Annotated in this window: 18 protein-coding genes; 10 read left to right on the top strand and 8 right to left on the bottom strand. The window is 38.6% G+C overall.

The window, feature by feature from the left end:
* Positions 1-7 precede the first annotated feature (7 nt).
* Positions 8-1,465, bottom strand: coding sequence for a DUF1800 family protein (locus tag ACJJVM_RS08560; protein WP_405211415.1), 1,458 nt, complete (start codon positions 1,463-1,465; stop codon positions 8-10).
* Between the two features lie 113 nt (positions 1,466-1,578).
* Between ACJJVM_RS08560 and ACJJVM_RS08555 the strand changes: the two genes are divergently transcribed.
* Together ACJJVM_RS08555 and ACJJVM_RS08550 are read left to right on the top strand one after the other, a co-directional pair.
* Positions 1,579-2,478: an LD-carboxypeptidase gene (locus ACJJVM_RS08555; RefSeq protein ID WP_405211414.1), complete on the top strand. Its 900-nt coding sequence runs from the start codon at positions 1,579-1,581 to the stop codon at positions 2,476-2,478.
* A gap of 7 nt (positions 2,479-2,485) precedes the next feature.
* Positions 2,486-2,845 (top strand): YraN family protein, encoded by a 360-nt coding sequence (locus ACJJVM_RS08550; protein ID WP_405211413.1) that lies wholly within the window; start codon positions 2,486-2,488, stop codon positions 2,843-2,845.
* A gap of 14 nt (positions 2,846-2,859) precedes the next feature.
* Here the strand turns inward: ACJJVM_RS08550 and ACJJVM_RS08545 are convergent, their stop codons facing one another.
* Together ACJJVM_RS08545 and ACJJVM_RS08540 are read right to left on the bottom strand one after the other, a co-directional pair.
* A complete protein-coding gene (locus tag ACJJVM_RS08545; protein ID WP_405211412.1) occupies positions 2,860-3,684 on the bottom strand; it encodes a helix-turn-helix domain-containing protein in 825 nt (274 codons plus the stop codon).
* A 174-nt stretch (positions 3,685-3,858) separates the two neighbouring features.
* Positions 3,859-4,782, bottom strand: coding sequence for a LysR family transcriptional regulator (locus ACJJVM_RS08540; protein ID WP_013750505.1), 924 nt, complete (start codon positions 4,780-4,782; stop codon positions 3,859-3,861).
* 89 nt (positions 4,783-4,871) lie between these two features.
* On the opposite strand from ACJJVM_RS08540, the gene ACJJVM_RS08535 reads away from it, so the two are divergent.
* From ACJJVM_RS08535 to ACJJVM_RS08515, 5 genes are read left to right on the top strand one after another with little or no spacing between them, the layout of a single operon-like run.
* Positions 4,872-5,120, top strand: a complete 249-nt coding sequence (locus ACJJVM_RS08535) for a hypothetical protein (protein ID WP_013750506.1) — start codon at positions 4,872-4,874, stop codon at positions 5,118-5,120.
* A 30-nt stretch (positions 5,121-5,150) separates the two neighbouring features.
* The gene (locus ACJJVM_RS08530; protein ID WP_405211410.1) at positions 5,151-5,459 is read left to right on the top strand and encodes a hypothetical protein; all 309 of its coding nucleotides are present in this window, start codon (positions 5,151-5,153) and stop codon (positions 5,457-5,459) included.
* A 30-nt stretch (positions 5,460-5,489) separates the two neighbouring features.
* Positions 5,490-6,452: a sodium-dependent bicarbonate transport family permease gene (locus ACJJVM_RS08525; RefSeq protein ID WP_298349417.1), complete on the top strand. Its 963-nt coding sequence runs from the start codon at positions 5,490-5,492 to the stop codon at positions 6,450-6,452.
* A gap of 48 nt (positions 6,453-6,500) precedes the next feature.
* Entirely contained in the window at positions 6,501-6,812 is a 312-nt protein-coding gene (locus tag ACJJVM_RS08520) for a hypothetical protein (protein WP_405211409.1), read from the top strand.
* Between the two features lie 25 nt (positions 6,813-6,837).
* The gene (locus ACJJVM_RS08515; protein ID WP_298349422.1) at positions 6,838-7,722 is read left to right on the top strand and encodes a YitT family protein; all 885 of its coding nucleotides are present in this window, start codon (positions 6,838-6,840) and stop codon (positions 7,720-7,722) included.
* Between the two features lie 51 nt (positions 7,723-7,773).
* Here the strand turns inward: ACJJVM_RS08515 and ACJJVM_RS08510 are convergent, their stop codons facing one another.
* The 4 genes from ACJJVM_RS08510 to mfd are packed head-to-tail and all read right to left on the bottom strand — an operon-like array spanning position 7,774 to position 12,583.
* Positions 7,774-8,454, bottom strand: a complete 681-nt coding sequence (locus tag ACJJVM_RS08510; RefSeq protein WP_405211408.1) for a DUF2490 domain-containing protein — start codon at positions 8,452-8,454, stop codon at positions 7,774-7,776.
* Between the two features lie 2 nt (positions 8,455-8,456).
* Complete coding sequence (locus ACJJVM_RS08505; RefSeq protein WP_405211407.1) at positions 8,457-8,999, bottom strand: hypothetical protein; 543 nt, start codon at positions 8,997-8,999, stop codon at positions 8,457-8,459.
* A 46-nt stretch (positions 9,000-9,045) separates the two neighbouring features.
* A complete protein-coding gene (locus tag ACJJVM_RS08500; protein WP_298349430.1) occupies positions 9,046-9,192 on the bottom strand; it encodes a hypothetical protein in 147 nt (48 codons plus the stop codon).
* Positions 9,185-12,583 (bottom strand): transcription-repair coupling factor, encoded by a 3,399-nt coding sequence (gene mfd, locus ACJJVM_RS08495; RefSeq protein WP_405211406.1) that lies wholly within the window; start codon positions 12,581-12,583, stop codon positions 9,185-9,187. Before mfd ends, ACJJVM_RS08500 begins: the two co-directional genes overlap by 8 nt.
* Before the next feature lie 120 nt (positions 12,584-12,703).
* Between mfd and ACJJVM_RS08490 the strand changes: the two genes are divergently transcribed.
* From ACJJVM_RS08490 to ACJJVM_RS08480, 3 genes are all read left to right on the top strand, one after another.
* A complete protein-coding gene (locus ACJJVM_RS08490) occupies positions 12,704-13,912 on the top strand; it encodes a hypothetical protein (RefSeq protein ID WP_405211405.1) in 1,209 nt (402 codons plus the stop codon).
* Positions 13,913-14,184: 272 nt separating this feature from the next.
* Positions 14,185-14,619 carry a DoxX family protein gene (locus tag ACJJVM_RS08485; RefSeq protein ID WP_405211403.1) on the top strand — a complete coding sequence of 145 codons (435 nt, stop codon included), beginning with the start codon at positions 14,185-14,187 and terminating at the stop codon, positions 14,617-14,619.
* 124 nt (positions 14,620-14,743) lie between these two features.
* Entirely contained in the window at positions 14,744-16,093 is a 1,350-nt protein-coding gene (locus ACJJVM_RS08480; protein ID WP_405211402.1) for a dihydrolipoyl dehydrogenase family protein, read from the top strand.
* Here the strand turns inward: ACJJVM_RS08480 and ACJJVM_RS08475 are convergent.
* Positions 16,090-16,890, bottom strand: a complete 801-nt coding sequence (locus ACJJVM_RS08475) for a tryptophan-rich sensory protein (RefSeq protein ID WP_405211401.1) — start codon at positions 16,888-16,890, stop codon at positions 16,090-16,092. The genes ACJJVM_RS08480 and ACJJVM_RS08475 overlap by 4 nt on opposite strands.
* Positions 16,891-16,918 lie beyond the last annotated feature (28 nt).

Below are 16,918 nucleotides of genomic sequence, written 5' to 3'. Positions count from 1 at the left end.
GGCGGGGTTATTTGAGTTGAAATTCTGGCATTCTGAAAATATGGTGAATAAGCAAGATGGTTTGATATGCCGCTGAATCAAAATTCCAGTTCCATATGCCATCTTCCCAGTAATTTTCTGGTGTTTCCCATTTAAAAATAGCCTCTGCTATCTCATAATCTGCCTCTGTATACAGTGGTCGTGATAAAAAGTAGTCTACTATTGTTTTTGTAATTACTACTGGGTCTGTACTTGAGTTTGTAAGGGCTTGCGCAAAATCTCGATATTGATAACCAGTCTCTAGCCAGAAATTCCAACTTAGGTTCTCAAGGCTTAGCCATCTCCCGGTAAGAGTGCTAGAGTTTATCCAGTCGTGGTTGCGCTGCCAGCCAGCTACATCTATAGGTTGAAATAAGTTTTGACCCAGCATATCTGAGATATAATTTGCATAACTAGCAAAGCCATCATCTGTATCATTATAGCTGAAATCTAGCTCGTTATAAAAGGTCATTATGAGATCATATGGACTTTTTACAATCATCCCTATCGCATCTTGATCAAAAAAATGCTCGCTCTTAAAAAGCATCTCTAGCACTGGCTCAACCTCCCAGTTTTGGTCCATAAATAGCGTTGCCATTTCTGCTACGATAGTATCATTTACGTCTGGACTTACAAAGTATGTATATAATTTAGTACAAATTGTAGTGGCTATAATACCCGCCTTTTGTTCAAAGAGAATATCTATCACATCATCATATCCCCAGGGACCTGTCTGACCAAAAATTGTCTTTTCTGAACTGTCAAAGGTGCTCTCATCAAATGTGATGGCGGCACCGTACTCTACCCAGTGGTTATATCCCGTGAGCGCTCTGGAGGTCTCTTCTATATCTTGCTGTGTGTAGCCATTACCTTCTCCTAGTGTAAAGAGCTCATAAAGTTCACGCGCATAATTTTCGTTTGGGTTTTGGCTAGAGTTTTCAAAACCGTTGAGAAAAAGAAGCATCGCAGGGTTAAGCCCTATCTCTCTTACGAAGGTTTTAAAATTACCTAAGCAATGCGTTTGCAGCATATCCCAGTATTGAAAAGTATAAGGCGCGTAGAAGTAGGTCTCTATTTGCGTCACAAAATGATTGAGCCAGAAAAATGTGAGACGCCCTTTTAAGTTTTTATCTCTTATATCTTTTGCCGCTTGTCTATACCACTGGCTTATAAACTCATTATTTTCTGTATCATAATCATTAAAGTCATTCAAATCCCAATAAGCCCAAGCAGGTGCAGTAGTGTTAGGCGTAGTTTGAGCATCTAGCAACAGTGCATCTACAACTTCTTGAGGCGTTTGTGACAAGGCCGCATCTAGCACTGTAGTCGTGGCACCGTATGCGAGTCTTTTATATAAGTGTTTTACCTTCATAACATCCCAAGGATTACCTGTGCTAGGTACATATGGGGTTATGGAAGCTGTGTTGCAAGAGGAGATAATTTCCATAAGGGGTTGATTTAGAGCACTTCAATATAACAAAAAGTGGGGACTTAGGTATATGATCATTATAAACCCAAAAAGTTTAAATGTTAGTATATTGAGGTGTGAAAAATAAATCAATGGTTACACCTCCATATCTTAAATACGGCGATAAAGTCGGAATAGTTGCCACGGCACGTAAAATTTCTAAAAAAGAACTTGAAGAAGGCATCGCGCTTCTTGAAAACTGGGGCTTAGTTCCCGTGTTAGGAAACACTATAGGCCTCGAGGACAACCAGTATGCTGGCACAGACTTTGAGAGAGCACAAGACTTTCAGCAAATGATGGATAATACGGAGATTAAAGCCATATGGTGCGCTCGTGGCGGCTACGGGACCGTGCGCATAGTAGATGATCTTGATTTTTACAAGTTTGTCAAATATCCTAAATGGGTAGTGGGTTACTCAGATGTGACAGTTTTACATAGTCACATTCATAAAATCGGATTTAAAACGATACACGCTACGATGCCGGTTTCTCTTGATGACAATACCGCTTTCGCGAAAGCGTCATTAAAACAATCGCTTTTTGGCGAGCAACCTAACTTTAGTTACAACACCACAAATAAACTTAATAGACTAGGCACTGCAAAAGGGACGCTTGTGGGCGGAAACCTCTCTATACTTTACAGTCTATGTGGTAGTAGCTCTGATCTAGATACAGCTGGTAAAATCTTATTTATTGAAGACCTCGATGAGTACCTCTATCACATAGATAGAATGGTAGTTAACCTAAAACGCAACGGGATGCTAGATCACTGTGCGGGTATGGTAGTAGGTGGTATGACAAAGATGCACGATAACAGAATCCCTTTTGGAAAAACGGCTCAAGAGATTGTGCTAGATGCTGTAAAGGAATGTGACTTCCCAGTAGCGTTTGACTTCCCAGCAGGTCACGTAGATAATAATAATGCGTTGAAGTTGGGGAGTGAGATTGAACTTGTTGTCACTCAAAATACCACAAAAATAACTTATCTCTAAACAACTGATGACCCCAAAAGAACTAGGAGAATACGGTGAAGAACTAGCAACCCTGCATTTAATAAAGCAGGGGTACACGATTCTTGAACGTAATTGGTTTTTTGGAAAAAATGAAGTCGACATTATCTGCCAGAAGGAGGAAGGCGTCCTGGTAGTGGTAGAAGTAAAAGCGCGTAACTCAGATTTCTTTGGCGATCCGCAAAGTTTTGTGAGTACTGGTAAGCAAAAGTCTATCGTAAAAGTGTCAAATGAATACGTACTAGAAAATGACCTAGATATCGAAGTACGTTTTGACATTATCGCAGTACTCAAAAACTCAAAACAAGAACGCCTTGAGCATTTTGAGGATGCGTTTTACTTTTTTTAAAATGATAGTTCTTATTAACCTACTTGCTTTTTGATCATATCAATCGCTTTTAAAATAATAAGGATATTAAACACTTGTGCCACGATACTTAATGGCAGTGCTACAATGGCCAATATTATGGTGCTAAAGAAAACACCTAGTATAATATACCCGATACCGGTGCCTTGAGATAAGGCTCCTAGCCCTTTAAGCTTATACAACGCATACCCAAAAACGAGAAAAGCTACACCATACAAAACTGAGGTTATAATACCATAAGCGATATCTGAGATATACGTGCCGTGCACATCTATAATGGTAATTAAGTTTGCAATAATCTCTACCGTGATAAAAACTAGTGCAGCCGCTTTTAATATACTCGCCTTAAAGAGGTTTCCTATTAAAATGAAAGCCCTCATATGAAATATGAAAAAGACGATTGCAAAAAGAGCTAGCAGTCTAAAACCTATATCTCCAGCAAAATATACATTTTCAGTCTCGTAGTGATAAGTGTCAAAAATCTGAAATATGAACACAATCATACTCAAAATACCAGCAACCCAGCCAATGTGAAGTTGTTTAAATAGATATGATACATCCTTACTTTCATCTATTTCAAAAAGCATTGCCTGTTTTACTTTGGCCTCAAAAATGGTGTCTTCTTGCAGGTCATCTAGATCTCTATCTAGCGCAGAGAGAATGGTTTTAATCGTATAAACACGTGGCATTGTTTCTCCAGCTTCTATGCGCTGTATGGTGCGCACAGAGATATTACATTGCGCTACAAGTTCTTCCTGCGTTAACCCCTTTTGCTGGCGCAGTTCTAAAATCTTTTGTCCTAATTCTGGTTGTTTCATCATAAATGTTTTGCCTTGTAATGATGCGCATCAAATGTACAAGAAGTTCTACACTGCAATAGTATGGCTCATTTATGATTTGTTTCATTTTTTGAGCAGTATTTAACCCGACATTTGCACGTCACTTCAGTAAAGACAACGTTTTGCACGTTTTACGCTTTCGCGAAAGCGTACCCATTAATACGTATCTAACCACCCAAAGTGCTTCTCATTAAGCGCTGTTTTATGCTCCTCGAGATAACTCACAAAGGCTTGTGCGGTGGGCGAAAGCTGCTTGCTTTTTTGCCAGATGAGATTCCAGTGTGTGGTGATAGGCAATCCTTTGCTCGGGATGATTTGAGCATCACCGCTCGTAAGTGCATTTTTAAGCCCCACTAGCGGGAGTATAGAAATCCCTATTCCAGAAATCACTGCTTGCTTTACCGCCTCGTTTGAGGTAAGCTCTATTTTTTTACGAGTAGGAAGTTGTCTGTCTGCAATATAATTTTCCATAGCTGCTCGTGTTGCAGATCCTTTTTCTCTATACACCACAGGTAGTTTATCAAAATCCTTTTTTGAAATGGTTTTACCTGAGTACGTGTGCTGCCTCCCTCCTACTAAAAATAGTTTGTTAGGTATGAGTCTCACTTTATCTATCGCGATATGATCTGGAACTACAGATACTAGTGCAAAATCTGTTTCGTTTTTTTCAAGATGACGTACCACTCTGGTCTTGTTTGTCACATCCATCTCTAGATCGACACCAGGATGCATATTCATAAAATCTGTGATGTAATAAGGCATCAAATATTTACCCGTAGAGACGATAGATATCTTTAATTTACCCGACAGCTGACCTTGATAAGCCATCGTTTTGTAATTAATTGCATCTACTTCGGCAATAATTTTACGTGCTGCAGCTGCAATTTCTTCACCAAAATCTGTTACAAATAATTGCCTCCCTACAACCTCCGTAAGCGGAATAGGAAACTGATTTTGAAAGTTTTTAATCTGTATCGAGACCGCTGGCTGCGTGAGATGTAGCTCCTCTGCAGCTTTTGTGATGCTCTTAAATTCTGTGACCTTCAGGAAGACTTGAAGCTGGTGCAATGTATAATGCATTAAAATTATTTATGTAATTCATTATAAATATAAATAAAAATATATGAACCCTAGCCCACATCTTTGCACCATCAAAACAATGAGAACCTATGTTACAAAAACTAAAAATTGACTCGTTTAGAAATGACAGGTACACACCTCAAGAGATCAAGACCAGTATAACCATAAACTGGACGGCTCTATTTTTTGTCTTAAAAAATTTGATGCTACTTGCTATCCCTATGGTAGCCATTACACTCTCCATTTTTTCAGACTACCTGTTTCTTACAGAAATTCTATCTGCTAGTTTTTTAATAACCCTTCTAGTGTTTATAAACATTGCTAGTAGAGCATCTTAATCTCTTATTCATTTAAAAAAATCATTTACTATGAAAACATTACAAACAGAAACTGCAACAATGACAGATCAAAAAATCAACCTTATAGATGGAGTATTTACAGCAACCGAAGCTGGAGATATCTTACACGCAATGCTTGATAAGAAGATCAACTTCCACAAATTACAACGCTTAAGCCGCACAGAAGGTAACATAGATGATGCCTGTGAGTATGATAGTGGACGTATTATAAAGTTACTAGATGAGAAAGGAAAATTAAAAAGCTTTTTAAGTGACGTGCGTGCAGATGGAGGTAAACTAGAAATAAAAAGCACTGTAGAGATACGCATCAAAAAGTAATTACCACACTAAGACACCTAACCCTCTTTTATGGACTTACATCTACTGGTTGATAACTTGACCAACCCTGCCCTCTTGTTTTTCTTTTTAGGATTACTAGCGGTACAACTCAAAAGTGACTTAGCCATACCGCCTAGTTCTTCAAAGTTTATTTCTCTTTACCTCCTACTTTCTATAGGTTTTAAAGGAGGACAAGAGCTTGCTCACTCAGCGTTTAATATGGAAATTGTCTGGTCATTAATTTTTGGAGTAGTCCTTGCTCTTTCAGTTCCCCTGTATGCGTTTTTTACGCTCAAAAAGCGCGTCGGAGTTCAAAATGCCGCGGCTATCGCCGCGGCATACGGCTCTGTAAGTGCTGTAACCTTTGTTACCACAGTCGCTTATCTAGATATGGAGCAAATTGCATATAGCGGGTATATGGTTGCAGTTATGGCCATTATGGAAGCGCCGTCTATTATAATAGGAGTGCTTCTTATGATGCTATTTACGGCAAACAGAGATAAGACTATCTCTATGGGCAGTATTATCAAGCACTCTGTGACTAATGGGAGTGTGCTATTAATTATAGGAAGTCTCGTCATAGGTTTTATGGCAAGCGATGCACAAGCACAAGGCATTGCTCCTTTTACCACAGATATTTTTAAAGGTTTTCTAGCTGTCTTTTTACTAGATATGGGAATCTCAAGTGGTAAAAAAATAGGAAGCCTGAAAGAGTATGGCGCTTTTCCTTATGTATTTGCAATTGCCGTCCCTATTGTAAATGGTATTATCGTAAGTTTACTAAGTGGTTTTATAACAGAATCTGTGGGTAACAGGTTGCTGTTTGCCATACTTGCAGCAAGTGCCTCTTATATTGCAGTCCCTGCCGCTATGAAACTCGCTGCGCCTAAAGCAAACGAAGGCCTATACTTACCTATGGCACTTGCCATTACCTTTCCCTTTAATATCACACTGGGAATGCCGCTTTACCTCTGCATTATCAACTGGAGCTAATATATTTTTAATCACGCTTTCGCGAAAGCGTACTCAAAACCTTACTTTATGATTCTCTCACAAAGCAACACCCTAACAGAAGATATAGCAGCAGCGAGAGTCGCAGGTTTTACGTCAGATTTTATGTATAGAGAGGGGCGTTTATTGTGTAGAACTAATAATCGCTGGTATCAAATAGAAGACCTCACACTTATAGAATATTGCAGGCACGAGGGAATGAATGACCCAGGGGATAGTTCGATTTTATTTTTGATAGAGACTAATGATTCAATAAAAGGTTGCCTTACGAGTGCCTATGGTAAAGATGCAGATACAGACCTCATAAATTTTGTAATGAGCTTAGAAAAGAAAGAGAAATAACTATCTTAACATAAAACCAAAAGGTATGGCAAAGATATTAAAATCACTTTCTGAGTATGTACAAATTGCTATAGGTATTGCCCTCGCGAGTATAGGCCTCAAGGCCTTCTTGCTACCTAATGGGTTTCTGGATGGTGGAGCAACGGGTATCGCTATTTTATTAAGTAAAAAGTTAGATCTAGACATCTCCTTACTGCTATTTATTGTGAGTATTCCGTTTCTAGTGTTGGGTTTTTATAAGCTTTCGCGAAATATTCTTTTGAAAAGTACAATGTCCATCTTGATACTAGCAGTCCTTATAGGTGTTGAGTCATTTCCTATTATCACTGAAGACAAATTGCTCATTGCGATTTTTGGCGGTATGTTTTTAGGAGCTGGTATTGGCATCAGTATACGCAACGGTGCGGTACTTGACGGATCTGAAATTCTAGGAATTTATGTCTTTGATCTTTTTGGAATAAGTATAGGTAAGACCATTTTGGCATTCAATATTGTTCTATTTATTATCACTGCATTAGTACTTAGTGTAGAGGTCGCTCTGTATTCCATACTTACCTATATCGTGACAGCAAAATTTATCGATTTTTTTATAGAGGGATTTGAAGACTTTATAGGTATTACTATCATATCACCGTCATCTGAAGAAATAGAACAAAAGATTCTTAACCAACTAGGCACTGGTATCACCGTCTACAAAGCGGCGGCAGGTTACGGCAGTACGGGTCAAAATAATGAACGCCGCGTGATACAAACCGTGATAAATCGTATACACCTGCGTAAAATACACAAGCTCATAGCCTCCTGCGATCCCGATGCTTTTATCGTAGAGTTTGACGTGAATAATGTAAAAGGAGGAGTTTTAAAAAGGTATCTGAATCCTCAAAGTTCAAAAAAGTTGGCTAGTCTTTAGAAGTTGTTTGATGATGCGTTGTGCTATTTACGCTTTCGCGAAAGCGCAACCCTACAAACTCAAGTAATACCCCAGATTTATCCAGAATCTATGATTTGCAGTAGCTTTAAGAAATGAATCCATACGGTAGTCTACGCCAACCTCTAGTTTATTTGCATCGTTTACATAATACCCCAAAGTAGGCACAAACCTGACCTCAAGATCTGTTGCATCTCCTTGAATGGAATATACATACTCGTTCCCTAGTTTTAAATACACTTCTCCTGGGTCTATAAACTCACCATTGAGCGATATATCTGAAGATAGTCTGTATCGCGCTCTAAACTCAACTTTTTGCCTAGCGTTAAATGTTTGATCTGTACGGAAGCGATGCCCCAAACGGAAACCAAAATAAGGTACAGTAAATGAGTACTGTTGTATCGCACGATGTATAAGGTCCTTATCACGAAAACGAGCTAAATATCCTATCCCCACTTTTGCATCTACTCCCACAGTGCGCGTGGCAACGGTGGTGACATCTAGCAAGGAGTAAAATACATCTGTATCATTAGTACCCTTAAAATCGCCTTCACTTACTTCAAAACGTGGCGCAAATTCTATATTGATGTTCCACAGCGCATTGATTTTTGTGCCAATATTTACTTCTGGAAATATACCCACTTCATAAAGCGATTGCCCGTAAAGTAACGTACTCGTAAAAAATATGAGTATAAAGGATGAGAATTTAAACATACTTAAAAGCGTAAAATATTATCACGTCGTATGCTTACTTGAGACCTACTTATGAAGGCTCCTTTCTCGTCAAAAAGAACTTCATAACGCATTGATTTTTTACCAGAATTACGTGTTTTTGCAACGACCTCATAATGCGGAATGAGTGTTGAGGCTACGAGCTTTTTTGCAGTTCTATTTATTATTTCTTTTACCGTATTATTATACTGCGCTTGTATTTTTTCTACCTTAAAATAATCAAATTCTTGGATGAAATAACTGATTATCTCTTGTCTAGTGCCTTCCGGCACATCTCCTATTCCAATGACAATTTCTACATCTTCTAGCACACCATCTGTTGTAAACTCTACACTGTGACGTTGTCCTTTGTATTTAAACTTTGCTTCAATACTAGCGCCATTATCACCTACTTCTTGTAACCATTTTACAGAACGATTTATCTCAAAGGTGGTAATAAAATCTATTGCGTTTTGTGGTACAAGCTCGGGTTTAATTCGGTATTCTCTTTCCGTTTTTTCGGCATCTTGTACTTGCGCACGACTCACTGATGTATGCAGTAAGACACAGATACACAATAAGAAAAAAGAATACTTAGTCCACACGATCTTCCTTTTTTGAGTTAAATAACCATCCCAAGGGTAACCAAATCACAAAGAAGAGAAACTTCCCAGTTACTAAACCTATGATGGTAATAATTGCAGCGATTACCGCAAGCGAATTTTTCCAAGATTTACTCATCACCTCCTGAGATCTTTGCGCTTACTTTTTGAGTACTCGCTGGCATCAATGGTCTTAATAATGCGACAACGTCATTTACAGTTTTTGCATCGTCAGATTTTAAGAGAAGTCTAAGTCCTTTCGACAGTTTCTTTTCTTTGATGCTCACGCGGTATGCGTTTTCTTGTACAAACTTAAGCACACGACCAAAGGTAGGACTCTGGTAAAAAGAGCTCTGCTGGTCTGCTATAAAGAAGCCTGTGAGTTTGCCGTTTTTCATTACTACTTTCTCTAGGCCTATCTTAGTTGCTACCCACTTAATGCGCACAGAGTCCAGCAAGTCTTCGGCCTCATCTGGTAAGGGTCCAAAACGATCTACAAGTTTTGCCTCAAAGGCATCTAGTTGTTCTTCGGTTTTTACATTATTCAGGTCAGTGTATAGACTAAGGCGCTCTGTGATGCTATTTACATAATCATCTGGGAAGAGAAGACTAAAGTCGGTATCAAGTACAGTGTCTTTTACGTATTCTCTTTCTTCTTTCGCGAAAGCGGGATCATCTTTATACAGCTCTGCAAACTCATCTTCTTTGAGTTCATCTATGGCCTCGTTGAGGATTTTTTGATAGGTGTCAAAACCTATTTCATTAATAAAGCCGCTCTGTTCTCCTCCTAATAAATCTCCTGCACCACGTATCTCAAGATCTTTCATCGCGATATTAAAACCGCTTCCTAGTACAGAAAACTGCTCTAGCGCCTGGATACGTTTTCTAGCATCCTCGGTCATAACAGAGTATGGCGGTGTGATAAAATAACAGAAGGCCTTTTTATTACTTCGTCCCACACGACCACGCATCTGGTGTAGGTCTGAGAGTCCAAAGTTATTTGCATTGTTTATAAAAATGGTATTTGCATTAGGGACATCAAGACCACTCTCTATAATGGTGGTTGAGACCAGTACATCAAACTCCCCATTCATAAACGAGAGCATTTTTGCCTCTAGGGCTTTACCTTCCATCTGGCCGTGACCTACGCCTACTTTAGCATCTGGCACAAGGCGCTGTATGAGGCCAGCGACTTCCTTTATATTCTCTATACGATTATGAATAAAAAATACCTGCCCACCACGTTGTATCTCATACGAGACTGCATCTCGTATCACCTCTTCTGAGAAGCGCACAACATTACTTTCTATAGGGTAACGGTTAGGTGGTGGCGTGGTGATGGTACTAAGATCACGAGCCGCCATAAGTGAGAATTGTAAGGTACGAGGTATAGGTGTTGCTGTAAGTGTGAGCGTGTCTACGGTCTCAGATATAGTCTTAAGTTTATCTTTTACGGCTACACCAAACTTCTGCTCTTCGTCAATTACTAGGAGACCTAGGTCTTTAAAAATGACATTTTTACTAGTGAGCTGGTGCGTGCCTATCACAATATCTACCGCGCCACTCTCGAGGCCAGCGAGCACTTCTCTTTTTTCTTTGGCAGTACGGAAACGGTTGAGATACTCTACCGTCACTGGGAAACCTTTAAGGCGTTCTTTAAACGTACGCGCGTGTTGATAGGCAAGTATTGTGGTAGGAACTAGTATTGCTACCTGCTTACCGTTATCTACCGCCTTAAACGCAGCACGTATGGCAACTTCTGTTTTACCAAAACCTACATCACCACACACTAGTCTATCCATAGGGCGATCGCTCTCCATATCGCGTTTTACATCTTCTGTAACGCTGCTTTGATCTGGAGTGTCTTCATATATAAAACTCGCTTCTAGCTCGTGCTGCATATGGGTGTCTGGCCCAAAGGCATATCCCTTTTGCAGGCGGCGTTTTGCATAGAGTTTTATAAGGTTAAAGGCTATGTGTTTTACCTTAGATTTTGTTTTGGCTTTAAGCTTTTTCCAGGCTTGGCTTCCTAGCTTATATACTTGTGGCGGCTTACCATCCTTACCGTTGTACTTGGTGATTTTATGTAATGAGTGTATACTCAGGTATAAGATGTCACGCTCACCATAAATGAGCTTAATGGCTTCTTGCATTTTACCCTCAACGTCTATCTTTTTGAGTCCGCCAAATTTTCCTATACCGTGATCTATGTGCGTGACATAATCACCTACACTTAGGTTAGTAAGCTCCTTGAGCGTGATGGCTTGCTTTTTTGCATAGCCATTTTTGATATTAAACTTATGGTAGCGTTCAAAGATCTGGTGATCTGTATACACCACCATTTTTGTGTCATTATCTACAAAACCTTGATAAAGTGATAGCACAATGGTTTCATAGGACGATACAATAGCATCTGCATCATCAAAAATGTCTTGAAAACGCTTTGCTTGTTGCTCACTACTACAAGTGATAATATTCTTAAAACCACGAGCGTGGTTATCATTTAAGTTTTCTATAAGGAGGTTAAACTGCTTATTAAAAGATGGCTGTGGCGCCACATCAAAGGTGATGCTATGTTCTATCTCACCTACCTCTGCACTACTTCCTAAATCTATAGTGGTAAAAGAGTCAAGTTGTTCTTTTAGATTTTTGCCGTGACAAAAAAGCTCTTCTGGTGAGTTGCGTATTACCTCTTGTGAGAGGTTTTCAAAAGCTTCTTCGGCTTTAGAAAAGTTTTGATCTGTACGGTCGTATAACAACGACCTATTTTTAATAAAAACGACTGTCTTTGCAGATATATATTTTAAGAAACTAGCTCTTGTTTCTTCTAATGCCTTGTTCTCCACATTAGGCATTATTGATATTTTCTTTACTTGGTCTAACGACAGCTGACTCTCAACATCAAAGGTTCTAATACTATCTACCTCATCGCCAAAAAACTCTATACGATACGGCCTGTCGTTCGAAAATGAAAATACATCTACAATACCTCCACGCACCGAAAACTCACCCGGCTCTGTTACAAAATCTACTCTTTTGAAACGATACTCAAAGAGCATCTCATTTATAAAATCTAGCGATAACTTATCGTTTACAGTCACCTTGAGCGTTTGTCTATCTAGCTCCTTACGTGTCACTACTTTTTCAAATAACGCATCTGGATACGTCACGATAAGAGCTGGCTTTTTACGTGAGTTTACACGATTAAGCACCTCTGCACGCAACAAGATATTTGCATTATCTGTCTCCTCAATCTGATAAGGACGCCTGTAACTGCCAGGGTAAAAGAGTACGTTTTCTTCCTTGCGCAAGGCTTCAAGATCATTGAGATAGTAAGCCGCTTCTTCCTTATCATTAAGGATTAATAATACAGGGCGCTCTTGGCCTTCAAAAAGCTGACTTACAGCAAAAGATAATGACGATCCCGTGAGACCTTTTACTTGTATACGTTGAGAATGGGCAATAGCTTCCCCTAGTTTCTGCAGTGGCAGAGACTGTGCAAAGTGCTGTGAGAGTTCTGATTTACTCAAGAAATAAGATTTTTTACAAAGATAGTCTTGAGTACGCTTTCGCGAAAGCAGAGGTGTATAAATTTAACATCTACCCTATACTTTTAATCACTACTTTACGCTCTAACTTTACCTCCAATTATGAAATTTTTTTTAGTACTCATTTTCACATTACTTACACTTAATTCTACTGCACAAAAGGCAAAAAAAGTTAGATTAAATGCCTATGAAAATGAGCTTCCGTCACAATTTTTACCAAAAAAATATACATCATACAGTGCAGTTTTAAACCTTAATGGAGGTGAAAAAAAGATTTTCTTAGATGGTGAATTTCTTCGAAATTCTAATCCTTTAAAATTCAACACCTTTTGGAAGGAAGAAGATGTATTTGCAAAATTAACAATGTTTAAATTGTTGAAATATAACAAAGACGTAAAACTTGAAAGAGACGACAAACTTCTTCTAGTTGTTGATATTGAAAATGCTCGCATAGACGTCAAAATTGAAGAAAATCTAAATCAAACGTTACCATACACCTACAAATACAGCTGGTCTATAGACGTTATAACTACGGTTCAAAATTCAAAAACAAAAGAAATAATATTTCAAGAAAAGGAACATATAGGATATTCTCACAAACCAGATTCTAAGAAAAAAGGATTCAAGCCGGGCTTCAAAACTTATAAAGAAGCAAAAGTATACGTTTCAAAAGACGCAGATAAAAATTTAATAGCAAACGAATTCTATAACAACTTGAACATTACTCAAAACTATTTGCGAGCATTCGATGTGGGATTTGTACAAGGTTTTGGAAATACAATTTACAAAGTTTCTAAGATTAAAAAATTTCCGAAAGCCAAAGCACTAAACGCAGTAGTGGAGAATACAGAAATAAGTATAGATAAACTCAACAAAGAATTTAAAGCAGGAGGACTGGGAAATATATATAAAGCTAAGCAACACTTAAATAATCCTAATTTACGCACTTTTAAAGTGAGTAACGACACTCTAGGTTTAGGATACCGAAAAAGACTTAATGAACTGTTTAAACCTTTAATCGATGAGAGTGATAACCTAATAGCGCAGCTGGATGTAGAAAATAAAAAGGAGAAATCTATTCTATGGGGTTTATACAATAACAAACTAACAGCAGCTTGCCTTACTGGTAAATATGAAAAAGCTAGAGAAATAATAGAAAAACTAAAAACTCTAGATATTAATGAACGTAGGACAAGTGGTCTAGAAAAAAAAATAATTCGTCGCCTAGAATCTTATAACCTCCTTATGTCAGGTAAAACAAAAAAAGGTGAAGAAATGAATCATAAGTACTTTAAGTATAGAGCTAAGTGACTTGTATGTAGTCTCTCACAAAAAAAGTTACCCCATTCATTTATATAGAGGTATATTTCAACAGGACTATCCTTCTTCATTTTCATTAAAAAAGACCTCGCATTATATTTGTACAAAAGACCAAAAACAAAATTGCTAAAGACATAACAAGTCATTAATAATTGCACTTTTACTTGTTGTATAGAATGGATTAAACGCTTTCGCGAAAGCGCTATTTACTTTTTACCATTTTCATAACATTACACCTCTCTTCTATTTTCTACTTTTAAAGTATGAAACATTGGACAGATCATCAGCTAGCATTTGTAATCGCGCGTATTACCATAGGAATCAACTTCTTATTGCACGGGGTAGTGCGACTTCCTAAAATGGAAGGCTTTGCCAGCGGACTATCAAAAGGTTTTGAGGGAACAATGTTACCACCCGCTCTGGTGGAGCCTATCGCTTTTGGACTACCTATTGTCGAGCTTGTGCTTGGCATCTTATTAATTATAGGGTTTAAAACACGTCTTGCCGCAGCACTAAGTTTTGTATTAATCACATTATTAATGGCGGGAACTTCTTTTAAGGAAGACTGGGATCTGGTAGGCTCACAAATGATTTATGTGATTTTCTTCTTCATCTTTATTAAAAATTTACGTCACAATACGTTTGCCATAGACGGTACACCAAAGACTGTAGTAGACGGATTTACAAACCCGCAGTAATATTATTTTTTACAGATTTTGAATGGGTTGTGAGTACGCTTTCGCGAAAGCGTGATTAAGATTTTACAATTTCCATAACACCCAAAGGCAGATTACCGCACTACCTTTATAAAAAAAAGAAGGTATGGGATTTAAACATTATGACGTTTTTGTAATAGGATCGGGCAGCGCAGGTAGACAGGTGGCAACACGTTGTGCCAAAGAAGGAATGAAAGTAGCCATTGCAGATAATCGTGAGTATGGGGGCACCTGCGCAAATAGAGGTTGTGACCCAAAAAAAGTACTTCTTAACGCCAGTGAAATCATTGCTAGAACGAGCGATATGGCAGCGGTAGGCGTGACCGAAATCCCAAAAATAGACTGGCAAGCACTTCTAAAATTCAAAGAAAAGTTTGTCTCTGCAATGCCCATAAAAACGGAAGAATCGCTAGATAAACTAGGGGTTACAATGTACCACCAGTCGCCTCAATTTATAGAGGAAGGTCTTCTAAGCGTTGAGGGTAAAAAAGTAACGGTAGATAAGGTCGTTATTGCCTCTGGTCTTATCCCTAGACCGCTACACTTTGAAGGTGCTGAGTTGTTTAAAACCTCAGACGATTTTCTTGAGCTTCCAGATCTTCCAGAAAGCATCATCTTTGTGGGTGGAGGTTATATCGCTATGGAGTTTGCTCATATCGCGGCACGCTGCGGTGTAGATGTAACAATTATAGAACGTGGCGAGCGTGTTTTAAAAATGTTTGATGCTAGTATCACAGGTCTCTTAGAAGAAGAGTCTAAAAAAATAGGAATCAATTTTATTTTTAATGCAGATGTTATCCGCGCCGAAATGCTTCAAAAAAATACACGCGTTTTTTATACACGTGATGGCAAAGAGCAGAGCGTAAAAGCCGAAATGGTTTTTAATACCTCTGGACGTGTACCCTCTGTAGATATGCTTGCGCTTGACAAAGGAAATGTAGCAACTACACCTAGAGGCATTAAGGTCAATGAGTATTTACAAAGCACTACTAACCCTAATGTATATGCCTGTGGTGATGTAGCAGACTCTGGTTCTCTGCCACTCACACCACTGTCTAGTAAGGAAGGTAGACACGTAGGTGTACAACTGGCTACTGGAACACATACCAAATATGATTTTCCGGCAATACCTACAGCAGTTTATACCACACCACAGCTAGCAATGGTAGGACTCACAGAGGACCAAGCAAAAGAGCAAGGCATTTCTTATAAAGTACTAAGTGAGCACGTTCCAGACTGGTTTAGTGTAAAAAGATTAAACACAAAGAACTATTGCTACAAAACGCTTAAAGGTGAAAATGATGAGATACTTGGCGCTGAGATTCTTGCGCCAGAGGCAAGTGAGATGATCAACTTATTTGCAATGGCAATACAGCAAAAGTTAACCTGTACACAGTTTAGAGAAACGATTTTTGCATATCCTACATTTGCAAGTGATATGCAGAGTATGGTTTAATTATCAAGAAACCGTTCCTTGAATTTTAAATGAGGAGCGGTTTCCTTATTCTTAAAAGCGTGTAGCATTGTAATTATTACTAATACTACTGCTCCTAGTAAAGCGTAGTAAGCGATGCTCTCATATTGATCTTTATGTCTTATGAATATCGCTAAAAGTGCCCACACAGCAACCAGCGCAAACTCTCTCATATTACGTAACCATACCATAAGTACATTTATAAGTACAGCCACAGTAATCATTACCATAGTCCACACAACCTCGTTAAGCTCTGTACCCTTTAGGTCTATACTAGAAAAGAAGGCAGAGAAGTTTGCAATAGTAGCAACGGCTATCCACCCAGAATAAATACAAATAGGCCACCACACAAGTCCAATGACCTCAACGGGAGCATCCCAACGTTCCATATTAGTGCGCCAGATTACGAGTAACAAGCTCGACAAAATTCCTAGCATAATAAGTACAGATAATCCTATGTAATCATACGTAAATGCAACCACCCAAGCTGCGTTAAGAAAATTTGCAATAGCAAACCACCAGCCGGTCTGTATAATAAACAGTGATTCTTTCTTGCTAAAGAAAGCTCGGCGTATTTGAAAAAGCGAATATCCTATGAGCATTAAGAAAATCACACCCCAGATAGAAAATGCATATCCTGCTGGAGTAAATAAATTCTCATATTTATCTGAAGCTTCACCTATCGTAGTATTATTCCAGCGCTGGGCTTGTGAAAGTCCGTTTACTGCTAGGACTAATAACACAGAAAGAAAATTAACAATCGCATAGGTCTTTTTCATAATCACTGATTTTTAGTAAAGTTACAGC

It is taken from the genome of Dokdonia sp. Asnod2-E02 (assembly GCF_045063915.1).
Classification (GTDB): domain Bacteria; phylum Bacteroidota; class Bacteroidia; order Flavobacteriales; family Flavobacteriaceae; genus Dokdonia.
Note: the sequence above shows the minus strand (reverse complement) of the source record. Positions and strands in the feature narration are given on the sequence as shown.

Coding starts and splice junctions, on each gene's coding strand:
- ACJJVM_RS08525 (WP_298349417.1), top strand. CDS start 5,490: ATGGACTTACATCTACTGGTTGATAACTTGACCAACCCTGCCCTCTTG.
- ACJJVM_RS08500 (WP_298349430.1), bottom strand. CDS start 9,192: ATGAGTAAATCTTGGAAAAATTCGCTTGCGGTAATCGCTGCAATTATT.
- ACJJVM_RS08550 (WP_405211413.1), top strand. CDS start 2,486: ATGACCCCAAAAGAACTAGGAGAATACGGTGAAGAACTAGCAACCCTG.
- ACJJVM_RS08530 (WP_405211410.1), top strand. CDS start 5,151: ATGAAAACATTACAAACAGAAACTGCAACAATGACAGATCAAAAAATC.
- ACJJVM_RS08520 (WP_405211409.1), top strand. CDS start 6,501: ATGATTCTCTCACAAAGCAACACCCTAACAGAAGATATAGCAGCAGCG.
- ACJJVM_RS08480 (WP_405211402.1), top strand. CDS start 14,744: ATGGGATTTAAACATTATGACGTTTTTGTAATAGGATCGGGCAGCGCA.
- ACJJVM_RS08475 (WP_405211401.1), bottom strand. CDS start 16,890: ATGAAAAAGACCTATGCGATTGTTAATTTTCTTTCTGTGTTATTAGTC.
- ACJJVM_RS08545 (WP_405211412.1), bottom strand. CDS start 3,684: ATGATGAAACAACCAGAATTAGGACAAAAGATTTTAGAACTGCGCCAG.
- ACJJVM_RS08510 (WP_405211408.1), bottom strand. CDS start 8,454: ATGTTTAAATTCTCATCCTTTATACTCATATTTTTTACGAGTACGTTA.
- ACJJVM_RS08535 (WP_013750506.1), top strand. CDS start 4,872: ATGTTACAAAAACTAAAAATTGACTCGTTTAGAAATGACAGGTACACA.
- ACJJVM_RS08515 (WP_298349422.1), top strand. CDS start 6,838: ATGGCAAAGATATTAAAATCACTTTCTGAGTATGTACAAATTGCTATA.
- ACJJVM_RS08555 (WP_405211414.1), top strand. CDS start 1,579: ATGGTTACACCTCCATATCTTAAATACGGCGATAAAGTCGGAATAGTT.
- ACJJVM_RS08540 (WP_013750505.1), bottom strand. CDS start 4,782: ATGCATTATACATTGCACCAGCTTCAAGTCTTCCTGAAGGTCACAGAA.
- ACJJVM_RS08560 (WP_405211415.1), bottom strand. CDS start 1,465: ATGGAAATTATCTCCTCTTGCAACACAGCTTCCATAACCCCATATGTA.
- ACJJVM_RS08485 (WP_405211403.1), top strand. CDS start 14,185: ATGAAACATTGGACAGATCATCAGCTAGCATTTGTAATCGCGCGTATT.
- ACJJVM_RS08490 (WP_405211405.1), top strand. CDS start 12,704: ATGAAATTTTTTTTAGTACTCATTTTCACATTACTTACACTTAATTCT.